This window comes from Acidovorax sp. AC410 (assembly GCF_979253235.1).
In genome coordinates this window covers 6,772,579-6,790,645 of record NZ_CEEDCG010000001.1, presented here as the reverse complement: position 1 = coordinate 6,790,645, position 18,067 = coordinate 6,772,579, and the positions used below count along the sequence as shown (strand labels likewise).

At 67.4% G+C, this 18,067-nt stretch carries 15 protein-coding genes; 9 read left to right on the top strand and 6 right to left on the bottom strand.

Going from position 1 to position 18,067, the window contains the following annotated elements:
• Nucleotides 1–15: 15 nt before the first annotated feature.
• Nucleotides 16–837 (bottom strand): metal-dependent hydrolase, encoded by an 822-nt coding sequence (locus AC0IZS_RS31555; protein ID WP_471639264.1) that lies wholly within the window; start codon nt 835–837, stop codon nt 16–18.
• A gap of 117 nt (nt 838–954) precedes the next feature.
• Here AC0IZS_RS31555 and AC0IZS_RS31550 point away from each other — a divergent pair, with 117 nt between their 5' ends.
• On the top strand, nt 955–1,560 hold the full coding sequence (locus AC0IZS_RS31550; RefSeq protein ID WP_471639263.1) for a TetR/AcrR family transcriptional regulator: 606 nt from the start codon (nt 955–957) through the stop codon (nt 1,558–1,560).
• Nucleotide 1,561: 1 nt separating this feature from the next.
• Here the strand turns inward: AC0IZS_RS31550 and AC0IZS_RS31545 are convergent, their stop codons facing one another.
• Together AC0IZS_RS31545 and AC0IZS_RS31540 are read right to left on the bottom strand one after the other, a co-directional pair.
• The gene (locus AC0IZS_RS31545) at nt 1,562–1,948 is read right to left on the bottom strand and encodes a VOC family protein (protein ID WP_471639262.1); all 387 of its coding nucleotides are present in this window, start codon (nt 1,946–1,948) and stop codon (nt 1,562–1,564) included.
• A gap of 79 nt (nt 1,949–2,027) precedes the next feature.
• Nucleotides 2,028–4,103 (bottom strand): sodium-translocating pyrophosphatase, encoded by a 2,076-nt coding sequence (locus AC0IZS_RS31540; protein WP_471639261.1) that lies wholly within the window; start codon nt 4,101–4,103, stop codon nt 2,028–2,030.
• 277 nt (nt 4,104–4,380) lie between these two features.
• Here AC0IZS_RS31540 and ppa point away from each other — a divergent pair, with 277 nt between their 5' ends.
• Nucleotides 4,381–4,923: an inorganic diphosphatase gene (ppa, locus tag AC0IZS_RS31535; RefSeq protein ID WP_007848109.1), complete on the top strand. Its 543-nt coding sequence runs from the start codon at nt 4,381–4,383 to the stop codon at nt 4,921–4,923.
• Nucleotides 4,924–5,115: 192 nt separating this feature from the next.
• Nucleotides 5,116–6,933: a methyl-accepting chemotaxis protein gene (locus AC0IZS_RS31530; RefSeq protein WP_471639260.1), complete on the top strand. Its 1,818-nt coding sequence runs from the start codon at nt 5,116–5,118 to the stop codon at nt 6,931–6,933.
• An 88-nt stretch (nt 6,934–7,021) separates the two neighbouring features.
• Here AC0IZS_RS31530 and AC0IZS_RS31525 read toward each other — a convergent pair whose 3' ends face one another.
• Nucleotides 7,022–7,834, bottom strand: coding sequence for an alpha/beta fold hydrolase (locus AC0IZS_RS31525; RefSeq protein WP_471639259.1), 813 nt, complete (start codon nt 7,832–7,834; stop codon nt 7,022–7,024).
• Between the two features lie 361 nt (nt 7,835–8,195).
• Between AC0IZS_RS31525 and AC0IZS_RS31520 the strand changes: the two genes are divergently transcribed.
• The 3 genes from AC0IZS_RS31520 (at nt 8,196) to AC0IZS_RS31510 (ending at nt 12,522) form a co-directional block, all read left to right on the top strand.
• On the top strand, nt 8,196–8,720 hold the full coding sequence (locus tag AC0IZS_RS31520; RefSeq protein WP_471639258.1) for a chemotaxis protein CheW: 525 nt from the start codon (nt 8,196–8,198) through the stop codon (nt 8,718–8,720).
• A gap of 36 nt (nt 8,721–8,756) precedes the next feature.
• Nucleotides 8,757–10,631, top strand: a complete 1,875-nt coding sequence (locus tag AC0IZS_RS31515) for a methyl-accepting chemotaxis protein (protein WP_471639257.1) — start codon at nt 8,757–8,759, stop codon at nt 10,629–10,631.
• A 139-nt stretch (nt 10,632–10,770) separates the two neighbouring features.
• Nucleotides 10,771–12,522, top strand: coding sequence for a methyl-accepting chemotaxis protein (locus tag AC0IZS_RS31510; protein WP_471639256.1), 1,752 nt, complete (start codon nt 10,771–10,773; stop codon nt 12,520–12,522).
• 184 nt (nt 12,523–12,706) lie between these two features.
• Here the strand turns inward: AC0IZS_RS31510 and AC0IZS_RS31505 are convergent, their stop codons facing one another.
• Entirely contained in the window at nt 12,707–13,594 is an 888-nt protein-coding gene (locus tag AC0IZS_RS31505; protein ID WP_471639255.1) for an aldo/keto reductase family oxidoreductase, read from the bottom strand.
• A 119-nt stretch (nt 13,595–13,713) separates the two neighbouring features.
• Between AC0IZS_RS31505 and AC0IZS_RS31500 the strand changes: the two genes are divergently transcribed.
• Complete coding sequence (locus AC0IZS_RS31500; protein ID WP_471639254.1) at nt 13,714–14,637, top strand: LysR family transcriptional regulator; 924 nt, start codon at nt 13,714–13,716, stop codon at nt 14,635–14,637.
• Between the two features lie 77 nt (nt 14,638–14,714).
• Nucleotides 14,715–15,026, top strand: a complete 312-nt coding sequence (locus tag AC0IZS_RS31495; protein ID WP_471639253.1) for a hypothetical protein — start codon at nt 14,715–14,717, stop codon at nt 15,024–15,026.
• A 15-nt stretch (nt 15,027–15,041) separates the two neighbouring features.
• Here the strand turns inward: AC0IZS_RS31495 and AC0IZS_RS31490 are convergent, their stop codons facing one another.
• Nucleotides 15,042–16,265 carry a GNAT family N-acetyltransferase gene (locus AC0IZS_RS31490; protein WP_471639612.1) on the bottom strand — a complete coding sequence of 408 codons (1,224 nt, stop codon included), beginning with the start codon at nt 16,263–16,265 and terminating at the stop codon, nt 15,042–15,044.
• Nucleotides 16,266–16,372: 107 nt separating this feature from the next.
• On the opposite strand from AC0IZS_RS31490, the gene AC0IZS_RS31485 reads away from it, so the two are divergent.
• Nucleotides 16,373–18,037: an NAD+ synthase gene (locus AC0IZS_RS31485; RefSeq protein ID WP_471639252.1), complete on the top strand. Its 1,665-nt coding sequence runs from the start codon at nt 16,373–16,375 to the stop codon at nt 18,035–18,037.
• Nucleotides 18,038–18,067: the final 30 nt, after the last annotated feature.

Sequence of the window (18,067 nt, the reverse complement as noted above, 5' to 3'; positions counted from 1 at the left end):
AAGGGGTGTTCGTGCTCAGCGTGCGCCCACGGGGATGTAGGCATCGCGGTGGTCTGCCAGCCAGCGCTCGGAGAGGTCGCTGCCCTGCTGGCTGGGGTGGAAATCGCGCCGCAGGTAGTCGCGCCAGGGACGCCAGGTCTCGCGCACCAGGCCTCCCTTGCCGAAGAGCGTGCGGGCCGCGCTGCGCCATGTGCGCCACTGCCACAGCGTGCCATCGCGGCGCAGGTTGCCCACGGTCTGGCGCAGCACGTCGCCCAGGAACACCAGGGTGATGCGCCGGAACCAGGTGATGCGCCAGGCATGGTCGCCGTCCAGCGCCTGGTAGATGTCGAAAGCCGTGCTCTTGTGCTCGGCCTCTTCAGCGCAATGCCACTGCCACATGGTGGCCAGGCGAGGATCGGCCCCGGCCAGGACTTCTGGGTGGCCCAGCAGCCACTCGGCCAGCAGGGCGGTGAAGTGCTCGTTGGCGGCGGTCACCGCCAGCGGATGGCGCGGGTCGGCGCCCTCGAAGAGCTTCATGCGCTCGGCCGCGCGCGGGGCCCAGGTGTTGACCAGGCCCTGCGTGTCGAGGTGGCCGTTGAACAGCGCATGGATGCGCCGGTGCGTGGCCTCCTGCCCGATGAAGCCGCGCACCTCGTCGGCGTACTGCGCTTGCCGGTCGGCGGGCAAGGCCTTGTGGCCATTGCGCACTGCGTCGATGAAGAACTGCTCGCCGACGGGAAAGCTCATGGACAGCGCATTGAAGAGCGCCGTGCGAAAGGCGTCGCCACCGCACCAGTGGCGCGCAAAAGGCGCTTCCAGGTCGATGAGCAGGCGGCGGACGACGAGTTCGGTCATGGCGGGCTCCAAGGGATGAAAAGGGCTGGTACTGCATGGTACCAAGTGCATATGATGCGACCCGGATGTGGTACTGTCAAGTACCTTTTCGGATCTTTCCTGGAACCGTTCGCCACCATGACCGAAGCCTCGACCACCGCCAGCTCGTCCACCGTGCACCGCTCCCGCCTGCTGGAGGGCATGGCGCGCGCCGTGGCCGCGCGCGGCTATGCCGACACCACCATCGCCGACATCGTGCGCGAGGCCAGCGTCTCGCGCCGCACCTTCTACGAGAACTTCGCCGACAAGGCCGAATGCCTGATCGCGCTGTATGAGGTCGCCAGCGGCAATGCCATCACCGTGCTGCGCAACGCCATCGACCCGCACAGCGACTGGCAGGCCCAGGTGGAGCAGGCCATGGGTGCCTACTTCGGCGTGCTTGAGCGCAACCCGGTGCTGCTGCGCACGCTGTTCGTGGAGATGCTGGGCCTGGGCGCGCCGGGGCTGGCAGCGCGCCGCCGCGCCAACCAGCAACTGGCCGACCTGATGCTCGACGTGGTGAACAACCGCCCGGGCGAGCGCCTGCGCAAGGCTCCGCTGCAGCCCATGATGGCCATGGCCGTGGTGGGCGGCATCAACGAGATGGTGCTGCAGTCCATCGAGCAGGGGCGCGCCAACGACCTGCAGGAGCTGGTGGATCCGGCCGCGATGCTGCTGCGCGCGGCGATCTCGGCGGAGTTCTGAATCAGATCTCGTTGGCGATCTCGATCAGGTTCTCGTCCGGATCGTAGATATAGACCGAGCGCAGGCGGTGCTGTGCGCCCGTGGCGCCCACGGGCCCCTGCACCACGGCCACGTCTTCGGCCGCGAGGTGCAGCAGCACTTCGTCGAGCGGCGTGCGCGTGAGAAAGCACAGGTCGCCCGAGCCCGCCGTGGCATGGCGCACGTTCGGGTCCACCACCGTGCCGACCTCGTGCAAGTTGATCTTCTGATCGCCGAAATGCAGTGCGTAGCGCCCCGGCTTGAACTCGCGTGCCACCATGCCCAGCACGCGTTCGTAGAAGGCCATGGTGGCCGGGATGCTGGCGACGGTCAGGACCACATGGTCCAGCGATTGCACGGTGATAGGCATGGCAGTGCGGTGGGATGGCGTGGAAAAAGAAAAGGCCCGCCGAAGCGGGCCGTGGCTGCATGGCGGATGCCGCAGCGTATCAGCTCCCGTGGAACCTCACCACCAGTGGCACGATGAGCAGCGCCACGATGTTGATGATCTTGATCAGCGGGTTGATGGCCGGGCCGGCCGTGTCCTTGTACGGGTCGCCCACGGTGTCGCCGGTCACGGCGGCCTTGTGCGCCTCGCTGCCCTTGCCGCCATGGTGGCCGTCCTCGATGTACTTCTTGGCATTGTCCCAGGCTCCGCCGCCCGTGCACATGGAGATGGCGACGAAGAGCCCGGTGACGATGGTGCCCATGAGCAGGCCGCCGAGCGCCTTGGGCCCCAGGAGCAGGCCGACCACGATGGGCACCACCACGGGCAGCAGGCTGGGGATCACCATCTCCTTGATGGCGGCGGTGGTCAGCATGTCCACGGCCTTGCCGTACTCGGGCTTGCCCGTGCCGTCCATGATGCCGGGGATGGTGCTGAACTGGCGGCGCACCTCCACCACCACCGCGCCGGCCGCGCGGCCCACGGCCTCCATGGCCATGGCACCGAACAGGTAGGGGATCAGCCCGCCGATGAACAGGCCGACGATGACCAGCGGGTCCGACAGGTCGAAGCTGATGGCTTTGCCATAGCTCTCCAGCTTGTGCGTGTAGTCGGCAAACAGCACCAGGGCCGCCAGGCCCGCCGAGCCGATGGCATAGCCCTTGGTCACGGCCTTGGTGGTGTTCCCCACGGCGTCCAGCGGGTCGGTGACGTCGCGCACGCTGCTGGGCAGCTCGGCCATCTCGGCAATGCCGCCGGCGTTGTCGGTGATGGGGCCGTAGGCGTCCAGGGCCACCACGATGCCCGCCATGCTCAGCATGGACGTGGCCGCCACGGCAATGCCGTAGAGCCCGGCGAGCTGGTAGGACGCCAGGATGGCCAGGCACACGAAGAGCACCGGCCAGGCCGTGGAGCGCATCGAGACCCCCAGGCCGGCGATGATGTTGGTGCCGTGGCCCGTGGTCGAGGCCTGCGCGATGTGCTGCACGGGCGAGTACTGCGTGCCGGTGTAGAACTCGGTGATCCAGACCAGCGCGGCCGTGAGCACCAGCCCCGTGGCGCAGGCGCCGAACAGGCGCATCTGGCTGCCGCTGGCGCGGATGGCGTTGTCCGGCATGATCCACATGGTGACGAAGTAGAACGCGATCAACGACAGAATGCCCGCGATCGCCAGGCCCTTGTACAGGGCGGGCATCACGTTCTTCATGCCCGGCGAGGCCTTCACGAAGAAGCAACCGATGATCGATGCCACGATGGACACGGCGCCCAGCGCCAGCGGGTACACCGCAGCGTTGACCGGCGCGGCCACCACCATCAGCGCGCCCAGCACCATGGTGGCAATCAGCGTCACGGCATAGGTCTCGAACAGGTCGGCCGCCATGCCGGCGCAGTCGCCCACGTTGTCGCCCACGTTGTCGGCGATCACGGCCGGGTTGCGCGGGTCGTCCTCGGGGATGCCGGCCTCCACCTTGCCCACCAGGTCGGCGCCCACGTCGGCGCCCTTGGTGAAGATGCCGCCACCCAGGCGCGCAAAGATCGAGATCAGCGAGGAGCCGAAGGCAAAGCCGATCAGCGGGTTGAGTGCCTCGGCCAGCATGGGGCCCGAGGTGATGCCCCGCGACAGCACCCAGTAAAAGCCCGTGACACCCAGGAGGCCCAGGCCCACGACCAGCATGCCGGTGATGGCACCGCCGCGAAAGGCCACATCGAGCGCGGGGCCGATGCCCTGCGTGGCGGCCTGCGCGGTGCGCACGTTGGCGCGCACCGAGACGTTCATGCCGATGAAGCCGCAGGCGCCCGAAAGAAAGGCGCCCAGGACAAAGCCGAGCGCGGAGGTCAGGTCCAGAAAGGCACCGATGAGAATGGCCAGCACCACGCCGACAAGGGCAATGGTCTTGTACTGGCGTGCCAGGTAGGCGGCTGCACCGGCCTGGATGGCGCCGGCAATCTCCTGCATGCGCGCATTGCCCGCATCCTTGGCAAGAATCCACCCACGGGCCCAAACGCCGTAGGCCACCGCAATCAATCCGCAAACCACTGCCAGTATCAGAGGGGACGTCAGCGCTGAGTTGTCAGCCATTCATTTCTCCTTGGTTTTTTCAGTTGCACGGAAGGAAACACAACGCAGGTCGGTGGTGCTTCCGCTGCGTTGCTTCCTCGTGCTCCTGCGAGAAGAACCTGCTCAAAATCGAGAGCAGGTTCTCAAGGAGTCGATTGGCCAACAGGCCCAATTTACAGGCAAACGCCGGTTTGCAAGCGGGCAGAAAGGGGCATGCGCCTAAAATCAGGGTTAATCCCGACGCTCTTGGTCCTGAACCGGGCTCGCGGGTTATCGTTTCAAACCACACTCCACAGACATGTCCCTGAACCACGTACCTCCTGGCAAGAACGCCCCCGACTCCTTCAACGTCGTCATCGAGATCCCGATGAACGCCGACCCGATCAAGTACGAAGTGGACAAGGAATCGGGCGCGATCTTCGTGGACCGCTTCATGACCACGGCCATGCACTACCCCACCAACTACGGCTACGTGCCGCAGACGCTGTCGGGCGACGGCGACCCGGTGGACGTGCTGGTGATCACCCCCTATCCGCTGTTCCCCGGCGTGGTCGTGCCCTGCCGCCCCATCGGCATCCTGATGATGGAAGACGAAGCCGGCGTGGACGGCAAGGTGCTGGCCGTGCCCACCGACAAGGTGCTGCCCATCTACACCCACTGGCAGAAGGTGGAAGACGTGAACCCGATGCGCCTGAAGGCCATCAGCCACTTCTTCGAGCACTACAAGGACCTGGAAGCCGGCAAGTGGGTCAAGGTGCTGGGCTGGGAAGGCCTGGACGCCGCCAAGAAGGAAATCATGGACGGCATCGCCAACTTCAAGGCCAAGAACAACGCGGCCTGAGTGCCCCGGCCGGCTGCCCCTGCGGTGGCCCGCTGACCGGAAAGCATGCATGCCCTCGCGGGCTGCATGCTTTTTTTCATGGAAACCCCGCACTGTGCAGTGCCCCCGCCGTTGCTAGACTGGGCAAAGCCAGGGTGTCGGTGCGCAATCCTGCGCACGCCCTGGCACGAATGGCCGTGGCCAAGGGGTGATATGAAGATTTCCGACGTGCGTATCGGGCTCAAGCTGGGGATCGGGTTCTTTGCCCTGGTGCTGCTCACGGGTCTCCTGGGAGCGGTCTCGCTGTTCCAGCTGTCACGCATCCACCACAACGCGCAGGAGATCGCGAGCAACCTGCTGCCCAGCGTGGGCTACACGGGCGAGCTTCGGGTGCTCATGAACCGCATGCGGCGCTCCGAAGCCGGCATGATCACTGCCCGCAGCACGGCCGAAGTCCAGGCCTTCGCCGAGCAGATGAGCGCGCGCGCCAAGGACCTGGAGCGCGTGGAGGGGCAGTACGAACCGCTGGTCAGCGCGGGTGAGGAGCGCGAGGCCTTCCAGGCCTTTCGCACGCGCAAGGCAGCGTACTACAAGCTGCAGGCCAACCTGGTGGATGTCGCCAAGGCGGTGGACTTCAGCACCAACGACACCCTGGCCTTGAGCGCCGATGCCTTGTCCGGGCTGTTTGCCGGTGAGTCAGAAACCGCCTTCGTGGCTGCCGCCGAAACCCTGGGCCAGTTGCAGAAGATCAACTCGGCGCAGGCCGACAAGGAGCAGGCCGAAGTGGCATCGGTCTTCCAGGCGGCCCGCGTCTGGGTGCTGGGCACGCTGGCCGCCTGCGTGGCGCTCGCCGTCGTGCTGGGCGTGTCGATCACGCGCTCGGTCACGCGCCCCGCAGGCCAGGCCGTGAGCGCTGCACGTGCCATTGCCGAAGGCGACCTCACGGCCGCCATGCCGGCCCATGGCAACGATGAGATGGGCCAGCTGCTGTCGGCCCTGGAAGACATGCGCTCCAACCTGGCCCGCGTGGTCACCGGGGTGCGCGGCAACGCCGAAAGCGTGGCCTCGGCGAGCGCACAGATCGCCTCGGGCAACAACGACCTGTCGGCACGCACCGAGCAGCAGGCCTCGGCACTGGAAGAAACCGCCGCCTCGATGGAAGAACTGGGCTCCACCGTGCGCCAGAACGCCGACAACGCGCGCCAGGCCAACCAACTGGCCCTGAACGCCTCCACCGTGGCCGTACAGGGCGGCGACGTGGTGGCCGAAGTGGTGGAGACCATGAAAGGCATCAACGCCAGCAGCAGCAAGATCGCCGACATCATCAGCGTCATCGACGGCATCGCCTTCCAGACCAACATCCTGGCCCTGAACGCGGCGGTGGAAGCGGCCCGTGCGGGCGAGCAAGGCCGGGGCTTTGCCGTGGTGGCCAGCGAAGTGCGCAGCCTGGCCGGGCGCAGCGCCGAAGCGGCCAAGGAAATCAAAAGCCTGATCACCGCCAGCGTGGAGCGGGTGGAGCAAGGCACGCTGCTGGTGGACAAGGCCGGGACCACCATGACCGAAGTGGTGGCAGCCATTCGGCGCGTCACGGACATCATGGGCGAGATCAGCGCGGCCAGCAGCGAACAAAGCGCAGGGGTAGGCCAGGTGGGAGAAGCGGTCACGCAGATGGACCAGGCCACCCAGCAGAACGCGGCCTTGGTGGAAGAGATGGCGGCAGCGGCCAGCAGCCTGAACAGCCAGGCGGGCGAGCTGGTCAACGCGGTGGCGGTGTTCCGGCTGGCGGGCGATGGCAGCGGTGCAGGCAACTACCGCGCACCGGCACCGGCACCGGCCCCCGCAGTGCGCAAGCCGGTGGCCATGCCAGCGCCGGCAGCGCGGGCAGCGGTGGGATCCAGGCCTGCGGCCAAGGCACCGGCGGCAAGCCGGCTGGCGGCCCCCAAGGGGCCCGCACCCAGCCCGACAGCGGCAGCAACCAAGGCGCCGGCCAAGGCGGCCGGGGGCGGGGATGACGAATGGGAGAGCTTCTGATTGCAGGCTGGCAGGCTGTCCCTGGGCCGCCTTCTCTTTCAACCCGCCGTCGGCGGGTTTTTCACTTCTGGACCGGTGCGGACCGCGTTCAGCGTGGCCGGTGCGGATCCGGAAACACCAGTTGCAGCCCCGGCAGGGCAGGGCGTTTGAAGGCTTGCCACGCGGCTCCCGGCCCCTGCGGCTGGGCCAGCCGGTCGGCCACCACCCACCAGGCGCTCGGGTTCAGGCCAATGCCGAAATGGCTGGCCACCACCTCGATGTTCTCGGTGTGCGGGTTGTGCGGGGAGGGGGCCTGCAGGCTGCCACGCCAGGCCACCACGCCATCGCTGCGCGAGTAGATGCTGGTGGTGGGCACGGGCGGGGCCTCGGGCAGGTTGTAGTTCTCGGTCTCGCGCTCGATGCTGCGGCCACTGGCGAACTGGTAGATGCGCCAGGCATTGGTGGAGGTGTGGGGGCCGGCAAAGGGCGTGCCCAGCGTCACCACGCAGCGCACCAGGTCGGGCAGTTCCTTGGCCAGTTCTCGGGCATAAATGCCGCCCAGGCTCCAGCCCACCAGGCTCACCTTGCCCCCACTGCGCTGCGCGGCCTGCTGCAGCTGCTGCTTGGCGTTGTCCAGCACGCCTTCGCGCGGGCCCAGGTTCAGGCCCTGGCCCCAGCCCTGGGTGTCGTAGCTGCGCGATTCCAGGTAGCGGCGCAATGGCGCCGTCGTGGCGTCGCCGGCCGTGAGCCCGGGGAAGACGATGACGGTGTGCCCGTCGCCCCGGGGGGCGCGCTGCAGTACCGGCCAGGCGGGCAGCACGGCCCCGAATTCCCAGGGCGCGCGCAACTCCAGCGCCAGCAAGGGCAGGCCGGGGGCAGGCATGTGGTGGGGGTGCGTCTCTTTTTTGGTGAACAGCGTCATCAGGTCATTCCATGGGCACAAGGCAACTGCCCGGCGGTGTCAGGAGGCGGTGCGGCGGCAAGGGCGCCAGCTGTGCAGCGGCCCGCCATTCGACAGCCTGGGTAACGGTAACATTTTTTTGCGCCAGAACCCTCGCCGGGAGTGGAGGCAGCTCTCCAATGAGGCATGGACCAGTCTCCCCGCAGGGGCAACGCCGCCGGGTCGCCCATGGCTTCTTCTGTTGGCAGCCCGGCCGGCAGTGGCAGCCCATTGGCCGTATTTCGTTTTGAAATGTAACTTTTCGCTGCTATGCTTTTGGGAGTGCCTGTGGCGCCGGGCACCAACCGGTGGCCGGTGCCGTTCCCTTCCGAAATCATCCGCCATGAACCAACCCTTTGCTGCTGCCTCTTCTGACACCCCTTCCCGCATTGCCCAGCCCGCCGGCCGTGCAGGGGAGTACCTGAGCTTTCGCCTGGGGGCAGAGGAGTACGGCATCGACATCCTTCGGGTGCAGGAGATCCGCTCGTACGAGCAGCCCACCCGCCTGGCCCATTCCCCGGATTTCATCAAGGGGGTGATCGACCTGCGCGGGCGCATCGTGCCCATCCTGGACCTGCGCGTGAAGCTGCGCTGCCCGGAGGCGAGCTACACCGATTTCACGGTGGTCATCATCCTGGACATGGGGTCCTTGCTGGTCGGTGCCGTGGTGGATGCGGTGGCCGACGTGGTCACCCTGACCCAGGAGCTCATCAAGCCCGTGCCGCAGTTCGAGCCCCAGGGCCAGCTCGATTCGGCCTTTGTCGCCGGCATCGCCAGCGTGGGTGAGCGCATGCTGATCCTGATGGACATCGAGGCGCTGCTCAGCAGTGGCGAATTGGGGCTCGTCCGAAACGCTGCGCACGCATAACTTGAAAACACCAAAGACCAACTGAAGAGGGACTGGATGAATCGCTTGAATATTTCCACACGGCTGGTGGCCGCCTTTGCCGCCATGGTGCTGTTGCTGATCGCCCTGGGAGGGGTGGCATTGGCACGCTCTGCCAGCCAGCGCGCGGCGCTCAATGACATCGTTACCATGCGCATCCCCATCACCAGGGCCATGGGCATGCTGGCCGATGGGGTGAATGTGCAGGCGATCCAGTTTCGCAATCTGGCGATCTTTTCGTCGGAGGCCATCGTCAAGGCCTCGCGCGAGCAGGTCGGCATGGCGCGCTCGACGATTGCCAAGCAGCTGGAAACGCTCACCGCGCTGATCCAGTCCGAGAAGGGCAAGGCAAGCCTGGCCCGCATGCAGCAGCACCGTGCAGAATTCCTCAAGCTCGGAGACCAGTACCTGGGTCTGATCGACAAAGACCAGAAGGATGAGGCGCTGAAGCTGCTGGTGGAGCAGTTGCGCCCTGTTCAGCTCGCCTACCAGAAGGAAATCCAGGAGCAGGTGGACTACCAGGCCCAGGTCACGGCCGCTGCGGGCGAGCGGGCCGAGGCTGCGGCCGGCGCATTGCAGCGCGATGTGCTGATCGCCGGGGCAGCAGCCATCGCCCTGGCGATCTTCCTGGCCATCACCATCATCCGCTCCATCACCCGCCCCCTGGCCCAGGCCGTGCAGGCCGCCGACCGCGTCGCCGCTGGCGACCTGAGCAGCGACATCGTCGTGCAGTCGACGGACGAGACCGGCCACCTGCTCAGCGCCCTGCAGCGCATGCAGCAAAGCCTGGTGGCCACCGTGGCCACCGTGCGCGGCAACGCCGAAAGCGTGGCCTCGGCGAGCGCACAGATCGCCTCGGGCAACAACGACCTGTCGGCGCGCACCGAGCAGCAGGCCTCGGCGCTGGAAGAAACCGCCGCCTCGATGGAAGAACTGGGCTCCACCGTGCGCCAGAACGCCGACAACGCGCGCCAGGCCAACCAGCTGGCCCTGAACGCCTCCACCGTGGCCGTACAGGGCGGCGACGTGGTGGCCGAAGTGGTCGAGACCATGAAAGGCATCAACGCCAGCAGCAGCAAGATCGCCGACATCATCAGCGTCATCGACGGCATCGCCTTCCAGACCAACATCCTGGCCCTGAACGCGGCGGTGGAAGCGGCGCGTGCGGGCGAGCAAGGCCGGGGCTTTGCCGTGGTGGCCAGCGAAGTGCGCAGCCTGGCCGGGCGCAGCGCCGAAGCGGCCAAGGAAATCAAAAGCCTGATTACCGCCAGCGTGGAGCGGGTGGAGCAAGGCACGCTGCTGGTGGACAAGGCCGGGAGCACCATGACCGAAGTGGTGGCAGCCATCCGGAGGGTGACCGACATCATGGGCGAGATCAGCGCGGCCAGCAGCGAACAAAGCGCAGGGGTAGGCCAGGTGGGAGAAGCGGTCACGCAGATGGACCAGGCCACCCAGCAGAACGCGGCCTTGGTGGAAGAGATGGCGGCAGCGGCCAGCAGCCTGAACAGCCAGGCGGGCGAGTTGGTGAACGCGGTGGCGGTGTTCAGGCTGGCGGGCGATGGCAGCACCGCGAGCAGCTACCGCGCACCGGCACCGGCACCGGCACCGGCACCGGCACCGGCACCGGCACCGGCACCGGCACCGGCACCGGCACCGGCACCGGCACCGGCGCCGGCGCCGGCGCCAGCGGTGCGCAAGCCAATGGGCATGCCAGCACCAGCGGCGCGCGCGGCGGTCACGTCCAGGCCTGCCACCAAGGCAACTGCGGCCAGCCGGCTGGCGGCGCCCAAGGCTGCAAAAGCGGCGCCCGCGCCGGCCCCGTCGGCCAAGGCGGCTCCATCGCCCGCACCCAAGGCGGGTGGTGGTGGCGACGATGAATGGGAAAGCTTCTGATTGCGTTTACCCAGGGTGCGAGGGCTTCGCAGCGGTCTCGCGCACCGGCTCCATCGTCCGAAACTTGAGAGGGCGTCGCGGGCTTTGGCTTGAATCTTGCAGAACTGTGTTTACAGTTCGTTACTTCAGGAGACAGGCCATGAACCGGTTCAAGATTTCCACACGTCTGGCGGTATTGCTCGCGGTGCTGTGTTGCCTGGTGCTGCTGGTCGGCGGGGCGGGGCTGCTGGGCATGGGGCAGTCCAACGCCGGGCTCAAGTCGGTGTACGACGACCGCGTGGTGCCTCTCAAGCAGATCAAGACTGTGGCCGACATGTATGCGGTCAACGTGGTCGACTCCGCGCACAAGGTGCGCGACGGCGGCATGACCGCCGCCCAGGGCCTGCAGTCGGTGACCGATGCACGCAAGGCCATCGACAGCAACTGGAGCGCCTACCTGGCCACCAGGCTGGCGCCCGAGGAAAAGACGCTGGTGGACCGCTTCAAGCCCCTGCAGGCCAAGGCCGATGCCGCCACCGACACGCTGCTGGGCCTGTTCCGCTCCGGGGATGTTCCGGCGATCACGGCTTTTGCCGCCAAGGAGATGTACCCGGCGATGGACCCGCTGCAGGAGGTGCTGGGCCTGCTCATGCAGGTGCAGCTCGACCAGGCCAAGATGGAGTACGACCGGGCGGCGGCCAGTTACCAGACCATTCGGGCACTGTCCGTGGGCGCGGTGGTGCTGGGCGTGCTGCTGGCCGTGCTGGTGGGCGGCACCATGATCCGCCAGATCTCGCGCTCGCTGGACAACGCGGTGGGCATCACCGATGCCGTCGCGCGTGGCGACCTCACCGTGCCCATCCACGTCCAGGGACGGGACGAAATCGCGCACTTGCTCGGCGGTCTGGGCTCCATGCGTGACAACCTGGCGCATGTGGTCTCGGGCGTGCGCGGCAATGCCCAGGGCGTGGCCTCGGCCAGCTCCGAGATCGCCTCGGGCAACCATGACCTGTCCATCCGCACGGAGGAGCAGGCCAGTGCCCTGCAGCAGACAGCCGCCTCCATGGAGGAGCTTAGCTCCACCGTCCGGCAGAACGCCGACAACGCGCGCCAGGCCAACCAGCTCGCATTGAGCGCCTCCACCGTGGCGGTGCAGGGTGGCGACGTGGTGTCCGAAGTGGTCGAGACCATGAAGGGCATCAACGACAGCAGCAAGAAGATTTCCGACATCATCGGCGTCATTGACGGTATCGCCTTCCAGACCAATATCCTGGCGCTCAACGCGGCCGTGGAAGCCGCCCGCGCCGGGGAGCAGGGTCGGGGCTTTGCCGTGGTGGCCAGCGAGGTGCGCAGCCTGGCGGGCCGCAGCGCCGAGGCGGCCAAGGAGATCAAGAGCCTGATCCATGCCAGCGTGGAGCGCGTCGAGCAGGGCACGGCGCTGGTCGACAAGGCGGGCACCACCATGACGGAGGTCGTGGCCTCGATCCGCCGCGTGACCGACATCATGGGCGAGATCAGTGCGGCCAGCACCGAGCAGAGCCAGGGTGTCTCCCAAGTGGGCGAGGCGGTCACACAGATGGACCAGGTCACGCAGCAGAACGCCGCCCTGGTCGAGGAGATGGCTGCCGCCGCCGGCAGCCTGAGCCACCAGGCCCAGGCCCTGGTGGACGCGGTGGCGGTGTTCAAGCTGTCGGCGGATGCGCCAGCGGCCGAGGCCGCCACCGCGCCTCGCGCGCGTCCTTCGCCCCCGGTCTCTCCGCCTGCCGCCCGCAAACCGGTCGCCGGCGTGGCGCCGCGCAAGCTCGCGGCACCACCTGCACCCACCGCAGGAAAAGCCGCTGCCAAACCGCCTGCGGCCGCAGCGGGGGCGACCGCCAAGGCGGCTTCCGAGGATGAGTGGGAGAGCTTCTGAGGTGGTGCGCAGGCCCTGCACTCGGTAGGAGAGGCGGTCGCACCAAAGTGGGGTGTTTTGTGAGCGCGGAAGGGCAGTGTGGTTGCTGGTTGCCCTTGTCTGGTGCTTTCGGAGCGATGGATTGAACTGTTGTGGTGCATCCGATGGGGCGATGGCCCCACCGGGGTCAAGATCCACAGCTGGTTCAGTGCATTGGTGGGGCGTCTGGCCCCTCCAGGGCGTTCAGCCGTGCCACTGCCTCGGGCGGCAATTGCAGTTGCGCCGCCGCCAGGTTCTGCTCCAGGTGGGCGACGGACGAGGTACCCGGAATCAGCAGAATATTGGGTGAGCGCTGCAGCAGCCAGGCAAGCGCCACCTGCATGGGCGTGGCGCCGAGGTGCTCGGCCACTTCCGACAGCACGCCTGACTGCAGCGGCGTGAAACCGCCCAGCGGGAAGAAGGGCACATAGGCCGTGCCTTCGGCGGCCAGTTGCGTGAGCAGGGCTTCGTCCTCGCGGTGGGCCAGGTTGTACAGGTTCTGCACGCAGGCAATGGGGGCGATCCTGCGGCCCTCCTGCACCTGGCGCGCCGTCACATTGCTCAGGCCGATGTGGCGGATCAGACCCTGGCGCTGCAGCTCGGCCAATGCCGTCAGGGGCCCCTCCAGCGACCCTTCGGCCGGGCCATGCACGCTGAACATGGCACGCAGGTTCACCACGTCCAGCACGGGAAGGCCCAGGTTGCGCAGGTTGTCATGCACGGCCTGCGTGAGCTCCTCTGCCGAGAACGCAGGCAGCCACGAGGCGTCTTCGCCGCGCCGGGCGCCCACCTTGGTGACGATGGTCAGCCCGTCGCGGTAGGGGTGCAGCGCCTCCCTGATGATCTGGTTGGTCACGTGCGGGCCGTAGAAGTCGCTGGTGTCGATGTGGTCCACGCCACTTTCCACAGCGGCGCGCAGCACGGCCACGGCGGCGGCACGGTCCTTGGGCGGGCCGAACACGCCAGGCCCGGCCAGTTGCATGGCGCCGTAGCCCAGGCGCTTCACATCACGGTGGCCGAGGCGGTAGCTGCCGGCCTTGTCGATTGCTGTCATGGGAGAGTCCTTTCAATGGGGGATGTATCGACTGTAGGCACGCAGCCTGTGTACGATAAGCCGGTTGAGTACGTACGGGTTGTGCGGTTTTGCGAACAATCAAGCGGAGGGTTCTGTTCATGGCCGAGCAGTTGGGCGATCTGGCCGCCTTTGTCGCCGTGGCGCGCGGCGGCGGTTTCCGCGAGGCGGCGCGCCTGGGCGGCGTCAGCGCGTCGAGCCTGAGCGAGGCCGTGTGCCGGCTCGAGGCCCGCCTGGGCGTGCGCCTGCTGCACCGCACGACGCGCAGCGTGGCGCCGACCGAGGCGGGCGCCCGCCTGCTCGAACGCCTGGGCCCGGCGCTGGGCGAGGTGCAGGCTGCACTTGATGTGGTCAACGGCTTTCGCGACCGGCCCGCCGGCACCCTGCGCCTGAACGTGCCCGCCAGCGCCGCGCGCCTGGTGCTGCCCGCCATCGTGCCGCCGTTCCTGGCGGCCTACCCCGACATCCGCCTGGACGTGGTGGTGGAGGAAAGCTTTGTCGACATCCTCGCCGAGGGCTGCGACGCCGGCATCCGCTACGACGAGCGGCTTGAGCAGGACATGATCGCCCTCCCCATCGGCCCGCGCTGGCAGCGCATGGCCACCGCCGCCTCGCCCGCCTACCTCGCCGCGCGCGGCCGACCCGCGCACCCGAGCGAGCTGATGCAGCACGCCTGTCTGCGCGGCCGGTTTGCCAGCGGCACCATGCCCGCCTGGGAGTTCGAGCGCGATGGCGAAGTGGTTGTCGTGGATCCCTCCGGCCCCTTGATCGTGCGCATCTCGGGCGGCGTGGATCTGGCGGTGGAGGCGGCGCTCGCGGGCTGCGGCATCATCCACATGTTCGAAGGCTGGCTGCAGCCGCACATCGACAGCGGGGCGCTGGTGCCGGTGCTCGAAGACTGGGCGCGGCCTTTTTCAGGGCCGTTTCTCTACTATTCGGGGCGGCGGTACCTGCCGGCGCCGCTGCGGGCGTTTGTGGATTTTGTGCGGGAGCGGGGTGTAGAGGGGACGGACTCCAATCCATGAAAGCCGTGCTGACGGTGTGTTGACTGGCGCACGCGGATCGTGGATAACCTCTCAGACGTGCGGCAACAAGGACAAGCATGCAAGCCCAGATCAACCACCACACAGACACTGACCTGCTGCGGCGCTATCGCGAGCGCGGTCTGTGGGGCGGTTTGGCGCTTGGTGCGATAGGCGGGGCCATGGTTTGCGGGCCGCATGTCCATGACTGGTCGCTCGCTGCTTCGGGTGCTGTGGTGCTTGGCCTCTGTACGGGGCTCGGATTGCTGGGCTGGTTTTTCGGGTCCTTGGCGGTGGGCTCGGTCGCAGGTGTGGGAGCGCACGATGCCGCCGAACCGGATGGGCATGCCGATGGTGCGCACCATGCCGACCCGGGCGGCGACGCCAATTGATATGCGCCAGATACGTCACCCCTGCCTGAACGGACTGCGCCCCTGCAGTTCTTCCAGATAGCCCTCCACCCCCTGGCCTTCACGCTCCAGAAAACGCTCCACCGCTTCGGCAAACGCCGGGTGCGCGATCCAGTGGGCACTGCTGGCCTGCACGGGCAGCAGGGCGCGGGCCATCTTGTGCTCGCCTTGGGCGCCGCCCTCGAAGCGCTGGGCGCCGTGTTCAATGCACCACTGCAGCGGCTGGTAGTAGCAGGCCTCGAAGTGCAGGCAGTCCACCCGCTCCAGCGCACCCCAATAGCGGCCATAGGCCACGAGCCCGTCCGTGCCGTCATCGCTCAGCGCGATCAGGCTGCTGGCGATCGGATGACCATCCTTCTCTGCGATGAACAGCAGCCAGGCCTCGGGCATCGTCTGCGCCATGCGCGCGAAGAAGTCGCGCGTGAGGTAGGGCGGGTTGCCATGCTCCAGGTAGGTGCGCTCGTAGCAGCGGTAGAAGAAGTCCCAATCGGCGGGGCTGATGTCGGCGCCGCGTGACCAGCGGAACGTCACGCCTGCCTCGGCGACGCGTTTGCGCTCCTGGCGGATCTTCTTGCGCTTGTCCTGGGCCAGGCTGGCGAGGAAGTCTTCGACGCTGGCGTAGCGGGGCGGTGGTGTGTTGTTGCCGTCCGGGGATGCGGGTGACGCGGGTGCCGTCGGCGATTCATTCTTCCAGTGGAATTGGACCGTATGGCGCAGCATCAGGCCTTCGTCGGCACTGGTCTTGATGTCATCGCCACTGGCGAACAGCACATGCACCGACGACACGCCCTGGCTCTCGCACCACTGGCACACGGCCTGCACGAGCAGGGCGCGGCTCTCTTCGTCGCGCGCCAAGAGGCGGGTGCCTGGCACGGGGGTGAAGGGCACGGCGATGGTGGCCTTGGGGTAGTAGGGCACGCCGTGCTGTTCGTAGGCGCTGGCCCAGGCCCAGTCGAAGACGTACTCGCCGTACGAGTGGCTTTTGAGGTACAGCGGGCAGGCGGCCAGCAGTGTGTCCTCGCCGTCCCACAGCGTCATGAAGCGCGGCGTCCAGCCCCTTTTCGGCGTGGCGCTGCCGCTCTCGTGCAGGGCCGTGAGGTATTCGTGGCGCAAAAAGGGCGTGGGGTGGCTTTGCAAAGCCAGCAGGCCGTTCCAGGCATTGGCGTCCACCTCCTGCGGGGAGGCGAGCACGCGGGCGATAATGTGCAATTGCTCAGCCATGTGTGCCCAGCGGCCTGCATTGCACTGCCAGATGGCGGTCTGCGGCGGGTTGCGGGCCTGCATTGGCGGTTGTCTTCAACCTGGCCCCAAGGGGCTTCTCCAGTTCCATGACGCTCTCCATTTGCACAGCGCAGCTCAATTTTGTGGTGGGCGACATGCCCGGCAATGCACTAAAGATCATTGCCGCGGCGCGGGACGCCCATGCCCAGGGTGCGCAGTTGCTGCTCACGCCCGAGCTGGCGATCTGCGGCTACGCGGCGGAGGATTTGTTCCTGCGCCCGGCCTTCATCGCCGCCTGCGATGATGCCGTGAAAACCGTGGCCCGTGAGACTGCGGGGTTGAAAGGCCTGGCCATCGTGCTCGGCCATCCCCAGGCCGTGCGTGACGGTGCCCCGGCCTTCAGCGCCTGCTTCAACGCCGCCAGCGTGCTGCGCGATGGCGTGGTGGAGCAGACCTATGCCAAGCGCGAGCTGCCCAACTACCAGGTGTTCGACGAGCGCCGCTACTTCGTGGCCGGGCAGGCGCCTTGCGTGTTCGAGGTAGCGGGCCTGCGTGTGGGCCTGCTGGTCTGCGAGGACGCCTGGTTCGCCGCGCCCGCGCGCGACGCCGCAGCCGCCGGTGCACAGCTGCTGGCGGTGATCAATGCCTCGCCCTTTCACCTGGGCAAGAGCGCCGAGCGCGAGGACACCATGCGCGAGCGCGTGCGCGAGACGGGGCTGCCCCTGGTTTATGCCCACCTGGTGGGTGGGCAGGACGAGGTGGTGTTCGAAGGCCGCTCCTTCGCCCTGGGTGCCGATGGTGCCGTGGCGGCACGCGCCCCGGGCTTCGAGGAAGAACTGTTCTGCGTGCAGGTGGAAGCGGGTAACGGCACCACGCCGCCGGCATTCCAAGGCGACATCGCCCCGCTGCGCAGTGCCGAGGCCGACCTGTGGGACGCGCTGGTGATGGGCGTGCGCGACTATGTGGGCAAGAACCGCTTCCCCAGCGTGCTGCTGGGCCTGTCGGGCGGCATCGACTCGGCCCTGGTGCTGGCGATCGCCGTGGATGCGCTGGGCGCAGACAAGGTGCGTGCGGTGATGATGCCCTCGCCCTACACGGCGGACATCAGCTGGATCGATGCGCGCGACATGGCCGCCCGCATGGGCGTGCGCTATGACGAGATCTCTATCCAACCCCAGTTCGAGGCCTTCAAGGCCGCGCTGGCCAACGACTTCGCCGGCCTGGCCGAGGATACGACCGAGGAGAACCTGCAGGCGCGCATCCGCGGCACGCTGCTCATGGCGCTCTCCAACAAATTCGGCTCCATCGCGCTGACCACGGGCAACAAGAGCGAGATGTCCACTGGCTACTGCACGCTGTACGGCGACATGGCCGGCGGCTTCGCCGTCATCAAGGACGTGGCCAAGACCACCGTGTTCGCGCTGTGCCGCTGGCGCAATGCCCACGACCCGTATGGCACGGGCGCCAGCCCCATCCCCGAGCGCATCATTACCCGCCCGCCGAGTGCCGAGCTGCGCCCCGACCAGAAGGACCAGGACAGCCTGCCGCCCTACGACGTGCTGGACGCCATCGTCTCGCGCTACATGGAGAACGACGAGCCCATCGAATCCATCATCGCCGCCGGCTTTGCGCGCGCCGATGTGGAGCGCGTCACCCGGCTCATCAAGATCAACGAATACAAGCGCCAGCAGGCGCCCGTAGGGATTCGCGTCACGCGCCGCAGCTTCGGCAAGGATTGGCGTTACCCTATCACCAATAGCTTTCGCGCTTGATGCAGTTCTGACGGCCTGAGCCCAGGCCTC

Bases quoted from the DNA above. Each gene is read 5' to 3' on its own strand.
- AC0IZS_RS31515 (WP_471639257.1), top strand. From the start codon at position 8,757: ATGAATCGCTTGAATATTTCCACACGGCTGGTGGCCGCCTTTGCCGCC.
- AC0IZS_RS31495 (WP_471639253.1), top strand. From the start codon at position 14,715: ATGCAAGCCCAGATCAACCACCACACAGACACTGACCTGCTGCGGCGC.
- ppa (WP_007848109.1), top strand. From the start codon at position 4,381: ATGTCCCTGAACCACGTACCTCCTGGCAAGAACGCCCCCGACTCCTTC.
- AC0IZS_RS31530 (WP_471639260.1), top strand. From the start codon at position 5,116: ATGAAGATTTCCGACGTGCGTATCGGGCTCAAGCTGGGGATCGGGTTC.
- AC0IZS_RS31550 (WP_471639263.1), top strand. From the start codon at position 955: ATGACCGAAGCCTCGACCACCGCCAGCTCGTCCACCGTGCACCGCTCC.
- AC0IZS_RS31525 (WP_471639259.1), bottom strand. From the start codon at position 7,834: ATGACGCTGTTCACCAAAAAAGAGACGCACCCCCACCACATGCCTGCC.
- AC0IZS_RS31500 (WP_471639254.1), top strand. From the start codon at position 13,714: ATGGCCGAGCAGTTGGGCGATCTGGCCGCCTTTGTCGCCGTGGCGCGC.
- AC0IZS_RS31555 (WP_471639264.1), bottom strand. From the start codon at position 837: ATGACCGAACTCGTCGTCCGCCGCCTGCTCATCGACCTGGAAGCGCCT.
- AC0IZS_RS31490 (WP_471639612.1), bottom strand. From the start codon at position 16,265: ATGGCTGAGCAATTGCACATTATCGCCCGCGTGCTCGCCTCCCCGCAG.
- AC0IZS_RS31510 (WP_471639256.1), top strand. From the start codon at position 10,771: ATGAACCGGTTCAAGATTTCCACACGTCTGGCGGTATTGCTCGCGGTG.
- AC0IZS_RS31545 (WP_471639262.1), bottom strand. From the start codon at position 1,948: ATGCCTATCACCGTGCAATCGCTGGACCATGTGGTCCTGACCGTCGCC.
- AC0IZS_RS31485 (WP_471639252.1), top strand. From the start codon at position 16,373: ATGACGCTCTCCATTTGCACAGCGCAGCTCAATTTTGTGGTGGGCGAC.
- AC0IZS_RS31540 (WP_471639261.1), bottom strand. From the start codon at position 4,103: ATGGCTGACAACTCAGCGCTGACGTCCCCTCTGATACTGGCAGTGGTT.
- AC0IZS_RS31505 (WP_471639255.1), bottom strand. From the start codon at position 13,594: ATGACAGCAATCGACAAGGCCGGCAGCTACCGCCTCGGCCACCGTGAT.
- AC0IZS_RS31520 (WP_471639258.1), top strand. From the start codon at position 8,196: ATGAACCAACCCTTTGCTGCTGCCTCTTCTGACACCCCTTCCCGCATT.